Source organism: Streptomyces sp. NPDC051020, from assembly GCF_040683105.1.
Taxonomy (GTDB): Bacteria; Actinomycetota; Actinomycetes; order Streptomycetales; family Streptomycetaceae; genus Streptomyces.
This window is the reverse complement of sequence record NZ_JBFBCG010000033.1, coordinates 40,222-57,498: the sequence shown is the minus strand read 5'-3', so window position 1 is coordinate 57,498 and position 17,277 is coordinate 40,222. Positions and strand designations below refer to the sequence as shown.

Below are 17,277 nucleotides of genomic sequence, written 5' to 3'. Positions count from 1 at the left end.
CCCGGGGAAGGGTGGTGGAACGTGATGTGGAAGCAGAGCGGGGCGGAGGTCTTCCGGATCACGGGAGCGCGGCAGAGCCTCGCGGACGATGTGCGTGGCAGGCAGCGCCGCTATGTGATTTCGATGTCCGTACGGACGGTCTCGGTGATCTTGGCCGCAGTGCTGTGGAACATCGAGCGGCCTGTGGCCATCGTGGCGCTCGTCCTGGGTGCCCTGCTTCCGTACGTCGCCGTCGTCATCGCCAACGCGGGCCGGGAAACGCCCCCTTCGCTGCCCTCGACCTTCGTTCTGCCGCCCGCGCGGCCGATGCTCGATGCCGCCCCGGTGGCCGGTCCCGCAAAATCCGGACCGGCGGCCGACCGGGCCCGCGATGGGGCGGAACCGCATGAGCACAGTTGAGCGCACAGCACACCTGTGGCCTCAAGAAAAGCTCAGACCAATCGTGCAGTTCAGTGCACCGCACCCCGGTCCGCGTGACATACTGCCTACGCGCTCCGCATCCCCCGTCGGAGCGACAGACCGACGCCGGGCAGCTCCCCCCGTGGCTGCTCGGCGTCGCTTTTTCTCCGGCTCTCGCAGGGCCCTAGGGTTGAGTCCGTGAACTCCCCCGAACATGCCGCCGAGAGCGCTGCCACCGCACCGATCTGTTCCGCCAAGGGCTGCCGTACGGCAGCCGTATGGGTGCTGGCCTGGAACAATCCGAAGCTGCACACCCCCGAGCGCCGTAAGACCTGGCTGGCCTGCGACGAGCACCGGGAGCATCTCTCCTCGTTCCTGGGGGTTCGAGGTTTCCTGAAGGATGTCATGACACTGGCGGAGTGGGAGTCCTCTACCGAGGGGCGCTGAGGACCGTTCGCCGCTGCGGCGGGGCTAGGGCGTGTTTCGAAAGTAGCGTCGCCTGGCAGGCGGGGCTTTCGAAACCCGCCCTAGCCGCCGATCGCCGACATCGGGCGGTCGGGCTGCAGGAACGACGGGTCGTCCAGACCGGATCCGGCCTTTTTCCCCCACATCGCGACACGCCAGAGCCGGGCGATCTCCTCGTCCGGGGCATCGGACCGCAGCGCGCCGCGCAGATCGGTCTCCTCGCGGGCGAACAGGCAGGTCCGCACTTGGCCGTCGGCGGTGAGCCGGGTGCGGTCGCAGGCCCGGCAGAACGGGCGGGTGACGGAGGCGATGACGCCGACCCGGTGGGGTCCGCCGTCGACGAGCCAGCGCTCGGCGGGGGCGGAGCCGCGCTCGTCCTCTCCCTCGGCGGTGAGGGCGAAGCGGGTGCGCAGCGAGGCGAGGATGTCGTCTGCCGTGATCATGTCGTCGCGCTTCCAGCCGTGCTGGGCGTCGAGCGGCATCTGCTCGATGAAACGGAGCTCGTATCCGTGCTCCACGGCCCAGGCGAGCAGGTCGGGGGCCTCGTCCTCATTGAGCCCCGGCATCAGCACGGTGTTGACCTTGACCGGGGTGAGGCCCGCGTCGTGGGCGGCTTCGAGGCCTGCCAGCACGTCGTGGTGGCGGTCGCGGCGGGTGAGGGTCTTGAAGACGTCGGGGCGCAGGGTGTCCAGGGAGACGTTGACCCGGTCCAGTCCGGCGGCCCTGAGGGCGGCTGCCGTGCGCTTCAGTCCGATGCCGTTGGTGGTCAGGGACATCTCGGGGCGGGGGGTCAGCGCCGCGCACTGCTCGACGATGGAGACGAGGCCGGGGCGCAGCAGCGGCTCGCCGCCGGTGAAGCGGACTTCCGTGATCCCCAGCTGGGTGACGGCGATACGGACGAGCCGGACGATCTCGTCGTCGCTCAGCAGGTCCGGCTTGGCCAGCCATTGCAGTCCCTCTTCGGGCATGCAGTAGGTGCACCGGAGGTTACAGCGGTCGGTCAGCGAGACGCGCAGGTCGGTGGCGACCCGGCCGTAGGTGTCGATGAGCATGGTGGGCCCCCTCCCCCGGTGGATCCCGGTTGTGGATCTGACTTCTTCGAGACTACGCGAGACCTGCGACACGCAGGTGGCCCGATTGCCACGAGGTGCGGCGCGGCCGCGTCGTAGGACTCTACGACGCGGCCGCGGGAACAGCGTGGTGCGGGGCTCGAACGGTCGGTCTCGTTCCTTCTCGTCAGTGGGCGCCGACACCGGTGAGGGACTTGACCTCCAGCTCGGCGTACTTGCCCTTGTCCGGCTCCTCCTTCGAGAGGAGGGAGCCGAGCCAGCCGAGCAGGAAGCCCAGCGGGATGGAGATCAGGCCGGGGTTCTCCAGCGGGAACCAGGCGAAGTCGACGCCCTTGAACATCGATGTCTTCGCGTTGCCGGAGACGACCGGCGAGAACAGCACCAGGATCACGGAGCAGGCCAGACCGCCGTAGATCGACCAGAGGGCACCCTGGGTGGTGAACCGCTTCCAGAAGAGGCTGTAGAGAAGGGTCGGGAGGTTGGCGGAGGCGGCTACCGCGAAGGCGAGAGCCACCAGGCCGGCGACGTTCATGTCGCGGGCGAAGGCGCCCAGGATGATCGCGACCGCGCCGATGAGGACGGTGGCCCAGCGGGCGGCCCGCATCTCCTCCTTCTCGGTGGCCTTCCCCTTGCGGATGACGTTGGCGTAGATGTCGTGGGCGAAGGAGGACGAGGAGGCGAGGGTGAGGCCCGCGACGACGGCAAGGATCGTGGCGAAGGCGACGGCCGAGATCACGGCGAGCAGCACCGCTCCGCCCGTCGTGCCGACCCCGCCGAGGTATTCGGCGAGTTGCGGAGCCGCGGCGTTGCCGGCCGGGTTCTTCGCCCTGATCTCGTCCGGGCCGATGAGCGCCGCGGCGCCGAACCCGAGCGCGATCGTCATCAGGTAGAACGCGCCGATGATGCCGATGGCCCAGTTCACCGACTTACGGGCGGCCTTGGCGGTCGGCACGGTGTAGAAGCGGATCAGGATGTGCGGGAGTCCGGCGGTGCCGAGGACCAGGGCGATGCCGAGGGAGAGGAAGTCCAGCTTCGAGGTGCCGGTGGCGCCGTACTTGAGGCCGGGCTCCAGGAACGCCGCTCCGTGGCCGCTCTTCTCGGCGGCCGTGCCCAGCAGGTCGGAGATGTTGAAGTCGAACTTGAGCAGCACCAGGAAGGTCATCAGGAGGGCACCGGCGATGAGCAGGACGGCCTTGACCATCTGTACCCAGGTGGTGCCCTTCATGCCGCCGATGGTGACGTACACGATCATCAGGACGCCGACCAGGGCGACGATGAGGATCTTTCCGGCGTCGCTGGTGATGCCGAGGAGCAGCGAGACGAGCACGCCCGCGCCCGCCATCTGCGCCAGCAGGTAGAAGATCGAGACGACGATGGTGGAGGCGCCCGCGGCGGTACGGACCGGGCGCTGCCGCATCCGGTAGGCGAGGACGTCACCCATCGTGTAGCGGCCGGAGTTGCGCAGCGGTTCCGCGACCAGCAGCAGGGCCACCAGCCAGGCGACGAGGAAGCCGATCGAGTAGAGGAAGCCGTCGTAGCCGAAGAGGGCGATGGCGCCGGCGATACCGAGGAACGAGGCGGCGGACATGTAGTCGCCGGAGACCGCGAGCCCGTTCTGGAAGGCGGTGAACTGGCGGCCGCCCGCGTAGAAGTCGGAGGCGCTCCTGGTCTGCCGGCCGGCCCAGACGGTGATGCCCAGGGTCGCGGCGACGAAGACCGCGAACAGCGTGATGATCAGCGGCCGGTGCTCGGCGGTGGACGAGGCGGCGAGCTGGATCACGGGGTGCGAGTGGTACGCGGCGCTCATGCGTCGGCCTCCATACGGGACTTGATGGCCTCGGCCTTCGGGTCGAGCTTCGTCGCGGCGTGCCGCGCGTAGAACCAGGCGATGAGGAAGGTGGTGGCGAACTGGGCGAGACCGAACACGAAGGCCACGTTGATGTTGCTGTACACCTTGGTGCCCATGAAGCCGCCGGCGTAGTTCGACAGCAACACGTAGAGCAGGTACCAGAGCACGAACGCGATGGTCAGCGGGAAGGCGAACGAGCGGTGCGCGTGGCGCAGTTCGGCGAACTCCGGGCTCTCCTGGACCTCGACGAACCGTTCTGTCGTGGGCTGGGCGGGGCCGGTGTCCGGACCGGCTTTGGGCGGCGATGCATCGGTAGCCACGGATTCTCCTCGCGACGCGGGTGCGGTGGTGGGGGTGGTGGGTTTCACAACGGAACCTCGATGTCGGGGGGTTGGTGGTGCGACTCCCCTGACAACGGCACGGGGGGCGCGGCGAAGCGGTTCACCGCGCGTTACTGCTCCTCCACTTCGCCCGATCGGCAGCACACTTCGAACTGAATGTCGTCAATTCATTGATGTGCAGGATGATCAGCGATAACTTCACCGTTCATGCACACGTCCGGACACGCCTCGTGTCCGGCCGGCTGACACGGATGATGTGGAGACCCCATGGCGCATCTGGGATCCAGGCGGACCCGCGCACTGACGCTGCCCGTTGGATTGGCCCTCACTGCCTCGCTCGGCTTCCTGCCGATGAGTGCCGCCTCCGCCGCCCCGTCGGACGGACTGCCCACGGCGGCGGTCTCGACGGACGGCCCGAAGCTGTCGTACGTCGTCAACACCACCCCCGTACACAGCACGGGCGTGGTGCGCCGAGCGATAGCCGAGGCCGGCGGGACGATCGTGACGTCGTACGACCGTATAGGCGTGATCGTCGTCCACTCCTCGAACCCCGACTTCGCGAAGACCATTCGCAAGACCCCGGGTGTCGAGTCGGCCGGTGCCACCCGCACCGCCCCGCTCCAGTCCGTCGCCACGACCGAGGAGGGCAGCACCGAGCTGCTGACCGCCGAGGAGGCCGCCAAGGCCGCCGCGGCCGCGGGCCCGGGCCAGGAGCCGCTGGAGCCCAACCAGTGGGACATGCGCGCCATCCAGGCCGACGAGGCCAGCAAGATCAATGACGGCAGCCCCTCGGTCACCGTCGGCGTGATCGACACAGGTGTCGACGACACCCACGTCGACCTCAAGGCGAACTTCTCCAAGGAGCAGTCGGCCAACTGTGTCGGCGGCGTGGCGGACAACTCCGAGGGTGCCTGGCGCCCTTACCCCAACGGCAGTGACCACGGCACGCACGTCGCCGGTACGATCGCCGCCGCCCGCAACGGCATCGGCGTCACCGGTGTCGCCCCCGGTGTCAAGGTGGCCGGCATCAAGGTCAGTGAGCCCGGCATCGGCTTCTTCTACACCGAGGCGGTCGTCTGCGGCTTCGTCTGGGCCGCCGAGCACGGCATCGAGGTCACCAACAACAGCTACTACGTCGACCCCTGGTACTTCAACTGCCAGGACGACCCGGACCAGAAGGCTCTGCTCGACGCCCTCACCCGCGCCACGAAGTACGCCGAGCGCAAGGGCGTCCTCAATGTCGCCGCGGCGGGCAACGAGAACTACGACCTGGCGTCGCACGAGATCCTCGACACGTCGAGCCCGAACGACACCACCTCGGGACCGCGCACCGTGGACCCGCACAAGTGCTTCGACATCCCGACCCAGCTGCCGGGCGTCGTCACGGTGTCCGCGACCGGCGTCAAGGGCTTCAAGTCGTACTACTCCAGCTTCGGTCTGGGCGTCGCTGACGTGTCCGCCCCCGGCGGCGACAAGTGGCAGATCCCGGCCACGCCGGACGCCAACGGCCGTGTGCTCTCGACGGTTGTGAACGGCCAGTACGGCTACAAGCAGGGCACCTCGATGGCCACCCCGCATGTCGCGGGCGTCGCCGCCCTGCTGAAGAGCACGCACCCGAAGGCCACGCCCGAGCAGCTGCAGGAGATGCTGAAGGCCCAGGCCGTCAACCCGGGTTGCCCGTCCAAGGTCTACAACTCGGCCGGTCAGCTGATCGACGCGACGACCTGCAAGGGCGACAGCCAGGTGAACGGCTACTACGGTCACGGCATCGTCAATGCCCTGAACGCCGTCAAGTAGTCGGCTCCGCACCTCTGCGCGACCGGGGCCGGACGGGAAGCACTTCCCGTCCGGCCCCGTCGTCGTAGCCGGCACGTAGTCGGCAGGCGTAACGAGCGGCAAGGGCCGGGCGTCCCCGGCCCCTGCTTCCGCCAGGTGGCACTCAGTGCCATAGTGCGGACATGACACACGTACAGAGTTCCGGTACGGAGCAGGCCTGGGCCGCTCTCGGCGGTGACCCCGCGCTTCTTGGCCGTATCGGATTCGGTGGACCCACCGGTGCGCTGCCCGCGCGGCTGCCCGTCCTGGAGCTGGCCCGCTCCACTGTCGCGGTCTGTTCGCTGGCCGCCGCCGAACTCGCCGCGCGCCGCACGCGGGGCGGCGCCGGTCCCGTACCGCAGGTCCGGATCGACGACGGGGCGGTGGGCACGGCGTTCCTCAGCGAGCGGCATCTGCGGATCGACGGGCGCGCACCGACGACGTTCGCCCCGCTGTCCCGGTTCTGGCGGACGGCCGACGGCTGGGTCCGCACCCACGCCAACTACCCGCACCACCGCTCCCGGTTGCTCACCGCGCTCGGTCTGCCCGACGACACCGGGGTGGACACGGTGGCGGCCGTGCTCGCCGAGCGCCGGTCGGTGGAGATCGAGGAGACGGTGTACACCGCGGGCGGTCTGGCCGTCGCGCTGCGCACCCCCGAGGAGTGGGCGGCGCACGAGCAGGGCGCCGCGATCGCCGCACGCCCGCTGCTCACGCTCGAACGGACCGAGGGGCCGGGGCCGGTGGCGCCGCGCCGCCTCTCCCCGCTGTCGGGTTCGCCGCTGCTGCCCGCCGCCGGGCTCCGGGTCCTGGACCTGACGAGGGTGCTCGCCGGTCCGGTCGCCACCCGCACGCTGGCGCTGCTGGGCGCGGACGTGCTGCGGATCGACGCGCCGCAACTGCCGGAGAGTCAGGACGCCCACAACGACACCGGATTCGGCAAGCGGTCGGTCTCCCTGGACCTGCGCGACCGGGCCGGGCGGGCGACGTTCGAGGAACTGCTCGCCGACGCCGATGTACTGGTGACCGGATACCGGCCGGGCGCGCTGGAGGCGTACGGCCTGACTCCGGAGGCGCTCGCCGTGCGCCGTCCCGGTCTGGTCCTCGCGCAGGTGTCCGCGTGGGGCCGGTACGGGCCGTGGCACGAGCGGCGCGGCTTCGACAGCCTGGTGCAGGTGGCCACCGGCATCGCGACGCTGGAGGGAAGCGCGGGAGCACCGGGCGCGCTGCCGGCACAGGCCCTCGACCACGGCACCGGGTACCTGCTGGCGGCGGGGGTGCTGCGGGCGCTGTCCGAGCAGCACGACGACGGCGGCTCGCGTCTGCTGCGACTGGCGCTCGGGCAGACGGCGCACTGGTTGTGCACAGGCCTGTCGGAGCAGTCGGCCGACGGCGCCGCGGAGACGTACGACCCGGAGAAGTACCTCGGCATCACGGACAGCGAGATGGGACGCCTGCGGTACGCCCTGCCGCCGGTTTCCTTCGCGGGCGGCCCGGCGGACTGGTCGCGCCCGCCGGGCCGGCTGGGCGCGGATTCCCCGGTGTGGAGTGTCACCGCGGCTGCCACCAGCGGCACCCACTGACCGGGACGGGCCCGGCGGACATGTCTCGTGCGCCGGGCCCGCCCCGGTCGATGCCGGGGTCCGCTACGGCTTGATGAGAACCTTCAGCGCCGTACGCTCGTCCATCGCCCGGTAGCCGGCGGGGACCTCGTCGAGGCCGATGGCGAGGTCGAAGACGGGCGACGGGTCGATCGTGCCGGACAGGACGTCGGGGAGCAGTTCCGGAATGTACGCACGCACGGGGGCGACGCCGCCGCGCAGGGCGATGTTCCGGTCGAACATGACGCCGAGGTCCAGCCCGGTGCCGCTGCCGTGCGGCACGCCGACGTAGCCGATCGAGCCGCCGTCGCGGGTGATCCCGACGGCCGTACGCATCGACTGCTCCGTGCCGACGGCCTCGATCACGGCATGCGCGCCCGCGCCGCCGGTCAGTTCCCGTACGGCGGCGACGGCCGCCTCGCCGCGCTCGGCGACGACGTCCGTGGCGCCGAAGCCGCGGGCGATGTCCGTACGCGTCTGGTGGCGGCCCAGCGTGATGATCCGCTCGGCGCCGAGCCGCTTGGCGGCCATGACGCCGCACAGACCGACCGCCCCGTCACCGACGACCGCGACCGTGGAGCCGGGCTTCACGCCTGCGCCGACGGCCGCGTGGTGGCCGGTACCGAGCACGTCGGACAGGGCCAGGAGCGCCGTGAGCAGCCGGTCGTCGGACGCGGCGGCGGCCGGGAGCTTGACCAGTGTGCCGTCGGCGAACGGGACGCGGACGGCCTCGCCCTGGCCGCCGTCGGAGCCGACCGAGCCCCAGAAGCCGCCCTGCGGGCAGGACGTCATCAGGCCCTCGGCGCAGTACTCGCAGGTGCCGTCGGACCAGACGAAGGGGGCGACGACCAGGTCGCCGACCGCGAATCCAGCGACCTCCGAGCCCGCCTCCTCGACGATCCCGAGGAACTCGTGGCCGATCCGCTGGCCGGGCTGCCGGGCGGACTCGCCACGGTACGCCCACAGGTCGCTGCCGCAGATACAGGCCCGCAGGACCCGCAGCACCACATCGGTGGGCTGCTGGATCGTCGGGTCCGGCACCTCCTGCACGCGTATGTCGTGGGGGGCGTGGATGACGGTGGCGCGCATGGGCGGGTCCTTGCTGATCTCAGATGCTGATACTCCGCTCACGGTACGCCCCAGGGGCGACAGCGGCCCATTTCGCACCCGGTGCAAGCGCTCCGACGGTCAGCAGGAACTGCGCCGCGATGTAGGTGAGCATGATCCAGAAGTCGGGGGCCGGCAGCTGGGGCAGGTCGGCGATGCCGGTGGCGATCAGCGCGTCGGAGAGCAGGAAGAGCGCCCCGCCGACGGCCGCGTACCGGCCGAAGGTACTGGACCGGTAGGCCATCGCGGTGAGCAGCAGGCTGTACCCGGCCATCGGGATCCTCAGGTCCGCGGGCAGCCCGCCCCAGAGCAGGACGAGGAAGCCGGCCAGGACGACCGCGTACGCGACGCCGAGCGGCACGGAACTCCGGGCGCGCCCGAAGAGCCAGAGATAGCAGACATGACCTGCGGCGAAGGAGCCCATACCGATAAGGAAGGCGGCGTCGGCGTCCGCCAGCAGGAATGTGTCGCCGCCCCAGCCGAAGAGCAGCGCGGCGATCAGCAGCCGGGGGCCGCGGCGGGCGGCGGCGTACCCGGCGAGCAGCGGCATGAGCAGCGGCTTGGCGACGAGGTGGGCGATGCCGGCATCGGCGAGGAGGCCGAAGAGATCGACGGCGGAGGCGACGAGGAAGGCGATGAGCAGGGGGCGTACGAGGCGTGCCCGCGGATCAGCGGCCGTGGCGGCGCTCATCCGGTGCGACCGGGTGCGGGGACGGCGACGGCGGAGACCTCGGGCGCCGGCTGCCACCCCGGCCCGCGGAAGACTCGCCCGGCCCGCTCGCGCCAGCCGCCTGCCGCCCGTACGTCCCGGGCGATCGCGGCGTACTCGTGCGTCGCGACGCGCAGCGGGTTGTAGGTGGCGATGTTTTTGGTGAGCCCGTAGACCGGCCGCTCGGTCTCGGCGGTGAATGAACCGAAGAGCCGGTCCCACAGGATCAGGATGCCGCCGAAGTTCCGGTCGAGATAGCCGCCCTGGGACGCGTGGTGCACCCGGTGGTGGGAGGGCGTGTTCAGTACGTACTCGAAGGGCCGGGGCAGCTTGTCGATCCGTTCGGTGTGGACCCAGAACTGGTAGACGAGATTGGCCGAGGAGCAGAACGCCAGCGCCGCCGGATGGACCCCGCACGCGATGAGCGGCACATAGAACGGCCAGACGGTCAGCGAGGTCCAGGGCTGGCGCAGCGCGGTGGTGAGGTTGAACTTCCGGCTGGAGTGATGGACCACATGGCAGGCCCAGAGAATCCGGATGACGTGGTGGCCGCGGTGGGACCAGTAGTAGAGGAAGTCCTGCGCGAGCAGCATCAGCAGGACCGTCCACCACAGGACGGGGACACGGAGCGGGGTCAGCTCGTAGACCGCGGTGTAGATCGCCACGATGGGCACTTTCCACAGCAGGTCGAAGACGAGGCTGCCGAGCCCCATGGTGACGCTGGTGACGGCGTCCTTGGTCTCGTACCCGGCGGCGTCCTCGTCGGGGTGGATGCGGTGGCTGACCATTTCGACAACGGTGAGCAGGACAAAGGCCGGTATGGACCACAGCACGACATCGGGGAGGTTCGGCTCCATGCAAGCACCGTAGAGCTGCCGGTCGGTCCGGGACTAGACGTAGTTACCAACAAGTATGTGAGACGCGATGTCAGCAACCTTTGGCACCTTCTGCCAACAAGACCGTCGCACGATTCCGCTCATGTGCCCTCGGGCGGGATCGGTGTGGCCTGGTGGTAGTACATCTGCCACGTCGCGCTCGCGCTCCGCCTGCGCCAGAGGGAGCTCCGTCGTGCCCGGTTTCCACCGATCACGGTCTCGTAGGTGAGATGCACCAGCCCGGGTGCCAGCAGGACACCGGTCATGTCCGACGGCTCGTAGCGCGGGCCTCGCCCTGCCGCACCGTCCAACTCGGGCAGCTCGGCCAGCATGTCCTCGTACGTCCACCGCCGGCCCGAGGCGCCTACCTCCACGAAGTCCGGATCCAGCAGCTGCCGGGCCTGCGACCGTGACGTGCGCACGTCCGGGTCCATCAGTCGCAGCTCGCCCGCGATGGCTTCGCGTACCTCATCCGTCTCTCTGCTCATGCGGCATCTTCGCCCAGGTGACCTGCCCCTTCGCAACCGAGTTGCCCACTAGACCCCCACCGCCCCCAGCAACGCCCCCGCCCCATAGGTCACCGCCATCGCCACCGCTCCCCCACCCATGTTCCGCAGTACCGCGCGCCCCACCGCCGCGTCGCCCAGCCGTGCGCTCCACCACCCCGTGAGCGCCAGCGCGGCCAGGACCGCCAGGACCGTGACGATGAGGCGTACCGACGACGGCGGCAGCACGATCGCCAGCAGGGGCAGCAGTGCGCCCACCGTGAACGCCAGGAAGCTGGCGCCCGCCGCGTGCCAGGGGTTCGTCAGGACGTCCGGGTTGATGCCCAGCTCGACTTCCGCGTGGGCACGCAGCGCGTCGCGGTCGGTGAGCTGGAGGGCGGCCTCGCGAGCAACTTCGTGACTGAGGCCCTTGCCCTCCAACAGGCCGGTCAGTTCGACGAGTTCCGCCTCCGGGGTCTCCTTCAGCTCCCGTTTCTCCGTGGCCAGCGCAGCCTGCTCAGAGTCGCGCTGGGTGGAGACCGACACGTATTCGCCCGCCGCCATCGACATCGAACCGGCCAGCAGCCCGGCCAGGCCCGCTGTCAGCAGGGCGCCGCGGTCGTCGGTGGCTCCGGCGACACCGACGACCAGGCCCGCGGTGGAGACCACGCCGTCGTTGGCTCCGAGGACCGCGGCGCGCAGCCAGTTCAGCCGCGCGCCCAGGCCGTTGCCGTGCGACTCGTCATGCGCCTGGGTAACCGTCACCCGGGGATGCTCTCACCCCGCCCCGTCACCAGACGCGGACCGACCCGCCCGGCGCGAAGGCCGGACTGGTCGCATCGGCCGGGACCTCCGTGAGGGGCTCGGCGATCTCCTCGACCGTCGGGCCGACGGTTGCGGCGATACGGTCGAGCGCGACCAGGTCGAAACCGTAGACGCGGGCCGCGTTGCCGCCCACCATCGCCGCGATCTCGTCGGGCGGGAGTCCGGCGTACGCGATCCGCAGGCCCTCCCGCGAGTAGGGGGCGGTGCCCTCGTCGTGCGGGTAGTCGCTGCCCCACATGATCTTGTCGAGGCCGATCCGGTCGCGCAGCGGCACCTCGTGGGGACGCATGAAGCTGGCGCCGACGAAGCAGTTGTCGCGCCAGACCTCGCCGGGGCTCGCCCCCATCGAAGCGGCAAGCCCCGCACCGAACTTGGACTCTGCGGTTGCTGCCCGGCCGGCCGCCGCGACCAAACGGCCGTGGTAGTAGTCGAGCATCTCGACGACGCCCGGGATCCAGCCCGAGCCCTGTTCGGTGAGGACCAGTTTCAGCCCGGGGTGGCGGCGGAATGCCCCGCCGAAGATCAGATGCCACAGTGCGCGGTGGGAGAACCACGTCGTCTCCACCATGAAGACGGCGCGGGCCGCCGGCTCGTCTCCGAGCGGCGGGGAGGCCGACCCTCCGTGATGGTTCACCGGTACGTCCAGCTCCTCGCAGACCGCCCAGAGCGGGTCGTACACCTGGGAGTACAGCTCCGGGATGCCGCAGCCGGGCGGGGTGCCGGGCAGCAGGATGCCGCCGGTGAGCCCCGCCTCCCTGGTGCGGCGGACCTCGCGGACCGCCTCCGCCGGGTCGCCCAGGAGGATCTGCGCGACACCCGCCCGCCGGCCGGGCGCGTCGGCGCAGAATTCGGCGAGCCAGCGGTTGTGGGCGCGCAGGCCCGCCCAGCGCTGTTCGAACTCCACCGGTGAGGGTGCGGGGGCCATCAGGGAGGCGGAGGGGAAGAACGGCGGAATCGTGTTGGGGAAGACGACCTCCGCGACGATGCCGTCCGCCGCCAGTTCGGCGAGGCGGCGCCCGGAGTTCCAGTTACGGTCGGCGGTGTCGGCGAGGAGGTCCTCGTACGGATTGACATAGTCGGCCGCCCAGGCGTCGAAGTCGTCGTGGTACCTCTTCTCCAGGTACGGCTTGTAGTCGAGGAGGTCGGCGCCCGCGTGGCAGTCGGCGGAGATGACCGTGTAGCGGTCCATGTGCCGGCCCATCACCGAACCCCCAGGACCGGGAAGTCGTGGTCCGTCAGCCAGTGCCGGCCGGCCTCGCGCGAACGCGCCCAGGACGCTTCGACCGCTGCCTGGTCCGCGGGCTGGCCGAGGTCGTCGGGGGTCGGGCCGATGCGCCGGGCGATCGGCGCGAGCTTCGCCGTGTCGAAGCCGAAGACCTCAGCGGCGGCGAGGCCCAGCATCCTGCGGGTCTCGGCGACCGGTATGTCGTGGAAGGTGGTGCGCAGCCAGTTCGCGGTGTTCGGCCAGGTGCCTTCGGGGTGCGGGAAGTCGCTGCCCCACAGGATGTTGTCGACGCCGATCTCGTACCGCTGGGCGAGCTCGCGGCGCTTGGTGTTGGTGGCGCAGATGAAGACCTGGCGGTCCAGGTACTCATGCGGGGGCCGCTTCAGTTCGGCGAACGGTGAGAGTTTCTTTCCGCCGTGGGCGCCGAGGTAGAGCCGGTCCATGAACCAGAGGAGGTTCGGCAGCCACCAGCAGCCGGACTCGGCGACGCCGAACCTCAGCCCCGGGTGGCGCTCGAAGGCGCCCGACCAGAGCAGGAACCAGAGCGGTCGGGACGGCCACCAGGTGACCTCGGAGACGTAGATGCCGAGGTGGTCGCCGTACTCGTGGCGCGGGGCCGCGCCGGAGTGGGTGACGACCGGCATCCCCGTTTCGGCGGCGGCCGCCCACACAGGGTCGTAACGACGGTCGTGGTACGGGGCCTTGTCCACCCACATGGCGGGGATCATCAGCGCCCCGAGCCCGGACTCCTTCGCACGGTGGATCTCGGCAACGACCCGGTCGACGTCGCCGGTGACGGGCAACAGGGCGACACCGCAGTGCCGTTCGGGGTTCTGTGCGACGAATTCGGCGAGCCAGCGGTTGTGGGCCTGCGCGCCTGCCATGCCGAGTTCCGGGTCCTGGTCGCCGGAGAGGCCGAGGCCGACGCCGAACGGGGCGGCGGTCCGGCTGTCGACGGCGTCCGCGTCGGGGAAGACGACCTCGGCCGCCACCCCGTCTCCGTCCAGCTCCTTGAGACGCCTGGTGGCGTCCCAACCTCCCCTCAAACCTTCCTCGTTGTCGTGGAACCACTTGTCGGCGAAGGCTTCGTTGCGTACGCCGAGGCGGGTCATCTCCTCGCGCCGGCGCTCCCGCCCGGCGAGGAAGTCGTCGAACTCCCGGTGGAAGCGGGCGTCCAGATAGGGCCGGTACTCCTCGGTGGGCAGCCCGGCGTGGCAGTCGGAGGAGATGATCAGATACGGGTCGGTCATCGCTCGCCCCTCAGTCGAGTATGAAGCTCTCCAGGTACGACGGATTCGCCCGGTCGAGCATCGACTGCGACCTGGCGCGGATCTGCCGGTCGCTGTGCTCGCTCGGCGGCAGCATCCAGAATCGGTCGGCGCGGATCCCGTCCACGACGGCCCCCGCGACCTCCTCCACGGGTGTGAACTCGACCTCGTGGCCCGCCGCCCGCATGGCTGACTCCCACTGGTCGAGGCTGCGGTACGGGGTCCGGCGCGGCCGCTCCTTGGCGTACCGCTCGGGCCGGTTGCGGTGCGACTCCCACAGTCCGGTACGGAGCATGTGCGGGCCGGGGAAGAGCACCGAGGCGCCGACCACCGCGCCCTCCGCCTTCAGATGCGCGTACAGGGACTCGGTCATGGTGACGACGGCGGACTTGGTGACCGCGTACACGGAGGCGGTCGGCAGGGGTGCGATCCCGCCGTCGCCGGAGGACGTGTTGACAACGCGGCCCGGCTCGCCTCCCTCGATCATCCGGGGCACAAAGGCCTGGATGCCGTGGAAAACGCCCCACACATTGACCGCGAACGCCCACTTCCAGTCGTTCGGCTCGTGCTCCCACATCCGGCCCTCGGCGCCGGAGCCGACTCCCGCGTTGTTGCACAGCACATGGACGGAGCCGAAGGTGTCGTACGCGTCGTCGGCGAGCGCCTGCACGGAGTCCCGCTCGCTGACGTCGACCACCCGGGCCAGCACCCGCGCACCGTCCTCGCGGAGCTCGCCCGCCGCCTTGTCGAGCGCGCTCTCCTCCACATCGGCGAGGACGACGTTCAGCCCCTCGGCCGCGAACCTGCGGGCCATGGCGAGCCCGATGCCGCTCGCCGCCCCGGTGACGACGGCGACCTGCCCCTGCTCCAGCCTCATCGGACGCTCCCCTGCGGCGGACCGTCGTGGATCTGCTGCGGGTCGTCGTAGCGCTGGTGGATGTACGGCAGCAGCGCCTCGGCGCTCACCCGTTCGACGGCCCTGCCCTGCTGGTCGCTGGTCTTCTCGCCGAGGGTCAGATCGATCAGCCGGCGTACGGGAAGGTCGGCGACCGGGTCGTACACCGACTCGCGCAGCACCACGTCGCCGGAGAGCCGCTCCAGCTTGCGGACCCTCTCGTGGCGGGTGCAGTGGATGAGGACGGGATCGGCGTCGAAGCCCTCGCCGTCCACGGCGGGCAGGAACTTGAAGTAGAAGTCGAGCTTCTCCGCCGGTTCGGGCAGCGGCAGCTGTTCGGCGACCGCGCCGCGCACCTCGACGAACGCGATGCCGTGCCGGACGAGCGCGGCCCGGACGACGAGTCCGTCGCGCTCGACGGTCACCTCGCCCAGCTTCTTCGGTTCGCCGAAGACCTCGCGGCCGCCGATCAGCGCCCGCTCATGGGTCATCGGCATGACGAGCGGGTACCAGCCCTCATGCCCGTCGTGCACGGCGGCGACGGCGACGGAGCCCGCGCCGAGCGGATAGCCGGGCAGATCGACCTTGCTGATGTTGGCGCGGACGAGCGGGCGTTCGGCGGGTTTGAGAGGCGGTGGGAGGACGGCCGCCACCGCGTCGGGGTCGCTCTCCCAGACGGCGACCACACCGGTGGACCAGATGTCGGGGAGGCTGGAGCGGGCTGTGCGGGCTGCCGCGATCTCGGCGTCGGTGCGCGCGCCGTACCGTACACGTGCCATGGACGTACCACCCTTCTCGGTTGTCCGTGCCGGGTTCTGTAACACAGTTACACCGGGCTGGATGAAGGGTAAATAGACGTGCACGTAACGGAGTCCGGAAAGCTGGGAGCACTGTGCCGCGATCGTCGCTGACCCGTGAAGAGGTGCTGGAGGCCGCTGCCGCCCTGGTGCGGCAGCACGGCCCGGAGGCCCTCACGATGCGCAAGCTGGCCGCCGAGCTGGGCACGGCCGTCACCTCGATCTACTGGCATGTCGGCAATCGCGAGTCGCTGCTCGACGCCCTGGTGGAACGCACCGTCCAGGAGATGGGTGCCATCCGCCCCACCGGCCGGACCCCGGTGGCCAGGATCGTGTCGGTCGCCCGGGGGCTGCGCCGCGAACTGCGCGCCCGGCCCCATCTGATCGCGATGGTCCACGAACGCGGGCTCACGGAACGGATGTTCCTGCCCGCGCAGCAGACGCTCGTCCACGAGGTGCACGCCGCGGGGCTGCGCGGGGCGCGGGCCGCCGACGCGGTGCGGGCGGTGCAGTTCCAGACGGTCGGCTTCCTGCTGGTCGAACGCAACCGGGAACGCTCCCCCCTACAGTCCCCCGGTGAGGGTGAACTATGGGGTGCGGCCTCCGCGGAGCACGACCCGGCGCTGGCCCGGGCGCTGGCCAGGCCCGCCGATCAGGACCGGCTGTTCACGGCGTCCGTGCGGGCGCTGGTGAACGGGCTGCTGGCGGGAGGCGGGACGTAGTGCCCCTCCCGGCAAGCTGTGCCCCGTCGCGCCGCCCGGCACGCCCGCTCGCCGCGTTGGCAACTCGGTGGCATCCATCGTGGAAGTCAGGAAGGCTGGCGCGCATGTTTTCGGTAGTGCAGAGCGTGGCGATTGACTGTGCGGATGCTTACGGGCTGGCCCGGTTCTGGAGCAGGGTGACTGGCCATCCACTGCATCCGGAGGACAAACCGGGTGATCGGGAGACTCAGGTGCTGCTGGCGGAGGGCCCGGTGCTGTACTTCAACCAGGTGCCCGAGCCTAAGAAGATCAAGAACCGCATCCACCTGTGTGTGCGCCCTGAGACTTCGCGTGAGCAGGAGGTGGAACGGCTGCTGGGGATCGGTGCCACCTTTGTCACCGATCACCGGAATCCCGATGGCTCCGGCTGGGCAGTCCTTGCCGACCCCGAAGGCAATGAATTCTGCGTTCTTCGCGGCGAGTCCGACCGAGCCGCGATGAATTCCTGAAGCTCACGCGCCATCCTGGCCGGTTTCGTATGACAGCTGGTCACGACCACTTCAGGACGGGCTCGAACTGCGGGAAGTCGCCACGCTGCCCGGCCGGGATCACGATCGACATGAACTTCTGTCCCTGCTCGACCGCCAGGTGCAGCTTGGTGGTCAGGCCGCCCCGTGAACGTCCGAGGCCGTGGTCGTCCGGTTCGGTGGCGATGCAGCCGGGCGGTTCCTTGTGCAGGTCCCCCTTTTGCGCGCCCCAGGGCGTGTTTCGAAAGGAGCGTCGTCCGCCCGGCAGACGGGACTTTCCAAACACGCCCCAGGAGCCGCAACGCCGGACCGGTCGAACAGAA

General features: G+C 70.2%; 19 protein-coding genes. 6 read left to right on the top strand and 13 right to left on the bottom strand.

The window, feature by feature from the left end:
- Nucleotides 1-24: 24 nt before the first annotated feature.
- On the top strand, nucleotides 25-399 hold the full coding sequence (locus AB0N06_RS19615; RefSeq protein ID WP_366135979.1) for a DUF3099 domain-containing protein: 375 nt from the start codon (nucleotides 25-27) through the stop codon (nucleotides 397-399).
- A 198-nt stretch (nucleotides 400-597) separates the two neighbouring features.
- Nucleotides 598-846: a hypothetical protein gene (locus tag AB0N06_RS19610; protein WP_366135944.1), complete on the top strand. Its 249-nt coding sequence runs from the start codon at nucleotides 598-600 to the stop codon at nucleotides 844-846.
- An 80-nt stretch (nucleotides 847-926) separates the two neighbouring features.
- Here the strand turns inward: AB0N06_RS19610 and moaA are convergent, their stop codons facing one another.
- The 3 genes from moaA to AB0N06_RS19595 form a co-directional block, all read right to left on the bottom strand.
- On the bottom strand, nucleotides 927-1,916 hold the full coding sequence (moaA, locus tag AB0N06_RS19605; RefSeq protein ID WP_366135943.1) for a GTP 3',8-cyclase MoaA: 990 nt from the start codon (nucleotides 1,914-1,916) through the stop codon (nucleotides 927-929).
- A gap of 184 nt (nucleotides 1,917-2,100) precedes the next feature.
- Nucleotides 2,101-3,741 carry a cation acetate symporter gene (locus AB0N06_RS19600; RefSeq protein ID WP_366135941.1) on the bottom strand — a complete coding sequence of 547 codons (1,641 nt, stop codon included), beginning with the start codon at nucleotides 3,739-3,741 and terminating at the stop codon, nucleotides 2,101-2,103.
- Complete coding sequence (locus tag AB0N06_RS19595; RefSeq protein WP_366135940.1) at nucleotides 3,738-4,103, bottom strand: DUF485 domain-containing protein; 366 nt, start codon at nucleotides 4,101-4,103, stop codon at nucleotides 3,738-3,740. Before AB0N06_RS19595 ends, AB0N06_RS19600 begins: the two co-directional genes overlap by 4 nt.
- A 288-nt stretch (nucleotides 4,104-4,391) precedes the next feature.
- Between AB0N06_RS19595 and AB0N06_RS19590 the strand changes: the two genes are divergently transcribed.
- Nucleotides 4,392-5,921 (top strand): S8 family serine peptidase, encoded by a 1,530-nt coding sequence (locus AB0N06_RS19590; RefSeq protein ID WP_366135939.1) that lies wholly within the window; start codon nucleotides 4,392-4,394, stop codon nucleotides 5,919-5,921.
- A gap of 161 nt (nucleotides 5,922-6,082) precedes the next feature.
- Nucleotides 6,083-7,522 (top strand): CoA transferase, encoded by a 1,440-nt coding sequence (locus AB0N06_RS19585; protein WP_366135937.1) that lies wholly within the window; start codon nucleotides 6,083-6,085, stop codon nucleotides 7,520-7,522.
- Between the two features lie 63 nt (nucleotides 7,523-7,585).
- Here AB0N06_RS19585 and AB0N06_RS19580 read toward each other — a convergent pair whose 3' ends face one another.
- The 9 genes from AB0N06_RS19580 to AB0N06_RS19540 form a co-directional block, all read right to left on the bottom strand.
- Nucleotides 7,586-8,629, bottom strand: coding sequence for a zinc-dependent alcohol dehydrogenase family protein (locus tag AB0N06_RS19580; RefSeq protein WP_366135936.1), 1,044 nt, complete (start codon nucleotides 8,627-8,629; stop codon nucleotides 7,586-7,588).
- A gap of 19 nt (nucleotides 8,630-8,648) precedes the next feature.
- The gene (locus AB0N06_RS19575; protein ID WP_366135935.1) at nucleotides 8,649-9,338 is read right to left on the bottom strand and encodes a lysoplasmalogenase; all 690 of its coding nucleotides are present in this window, start codon (nucleotides 9,336-9,338) and stop codon (nucleotides 8,649-8,651) included.
- Nucleotides 9,335-10,213, bottom strand: coding sequence for a sterol desaturase family protein (locus tag AB0N06_RS19570; protein ID WP_366135934.1), 879 nt, complete (start codon nucleotides 10,211-10,213; stop codon nucleotides 9,335-9,337). Before AB0N06_RS19570 ends, AB0N06_RS19575 begins: the two co-directional genes overlap by 4 nt.
- 119 nt (nucleotides 10,214-10,332) lie before the next feature.
- Entirely contained in the window at nucleotides 10,333-10,719 is a 387-nt protein-coding gene (locus tag AB0N06_RS19565; RefSeq protein WP_366135933.1) for a DUF4440 domain-containing protein, read from the bottom strand.
- A gap of 48 nt (nucleotides 10,720-10,767) precedes the next feature.
- Nucleotides 10,768-11,481 (bottom strand): VIT family protein, encoded by a 714-nt coding sequence (locus AB0N06_RS19560; protein ID WP_366135932.1) that lies wholly within the window; start codon nucleotides 11,479-11,481, stop codon nucleotides 10,768-10,770.
- A 25-nt stretch (nucleotides 11,482-11,506) separates the two neighbouring features.
- Nucleotides 11,507-12,730 (bottom strand): amidohydrolase family protein, encoded by a 1,224-nt coding sequence (locus tag AB0N06_RS19555; protein WP_366135931.1) that lies wholly within the window; start codon nucleotides 12,728-12,730, stop codon nucleotides 11,507-11,509.
- Between the two features lie 11 nt (nucleotides 12,731-12,741).
- Nucleotides 12,742-14,016: an amidohydrolase family protein gene (locus AB0N06_RS19550; protein WP_366135930.1), complete on the bottom strand. Its 1,275-nt coding sequence runs from the start codon at nucleotides 14,014-14,016 to the stop codon at nucleotides 12,742-12,744.
- 10 nt (nucleotides 14,017-14,026) lie between these two features.
- Nucleotides 14,027-14,911, bottom strand: coding sequence for an SDR family NAD(P)-dependent oxidoreductase (locus AB0N06_RS19545; RefSeq protein ID WP_366135929.1), 885 nt, complete (start codon nucleotides 14,909-14,911; stop codon nucleotides 14,027-14,029).
- A complete protein-coding gene (locus AB0N06_RS19540; protein WP_366135928.1) occupies nucleotides 14,908-15,708 on the bottom strand; it encodes an acetoacetate decarboxylase family protein in 801 nt (266 codons plus the stop codon). Before AB0N06_RS19540 ends, AB0N06_RS19545 begins: the two co-directional genes overlap by 4 nt.
- Before the next feature lie 113 nt (nucleotides 15,709-15,821).
- Between AB0N06_RS19540 and AB0N06_RS19535 the strand changes: the two genes are divergently transcribed.
- Both AB0N06_RS19535 and AB0N06_RS19530 read left to right on the top strand, forming a co-directional pair.
- Complete coding sequence (locus AB0N06_RS19535; RefSeq protein WP_366135927.1) at nucleotides 15,822-16,448, top strand: TetR family transcriptional regulator; 627 nt, start codon at nucleotides 15,822-15,824, stop codon at nucleotides 16,446-16,448.
- 104 nt (nucleotides 16,449-16,552) lie between these two features.
- Nucleotides 16,553-16,936: a VOC family protein gene (locus AB0N06_RS19530; protein ID WP_366135926.1), complete on the top strand. Its 384-nt coding sequence runs from the start codon at nucleotides 16,553-16,555 to the stop codon at nucleotides 16,934-16,936.
- A gap of 40 nt (nucleotides 16,937-16,976) precedes the next feature.
- Here AB0N06_RS19530 and AB0N06_RS19525 read toward each other — a convergent pair whose 3' ends face one another.
- Nucleotides 16,977-17,240: a hypothetical protein gene (locus AB0N06_RS19525; RefSeq protein WP_366135925.1), complete on the bottom strand. Its 264-nt coding sequence runs from the start codon at nucleotides 17,238-17,240 to the stop codon at nucleotides 16,977-16,979.
- Between the last annotated feature and the right edge of the window lie 37 nt (nucleotides 17,241-17,277).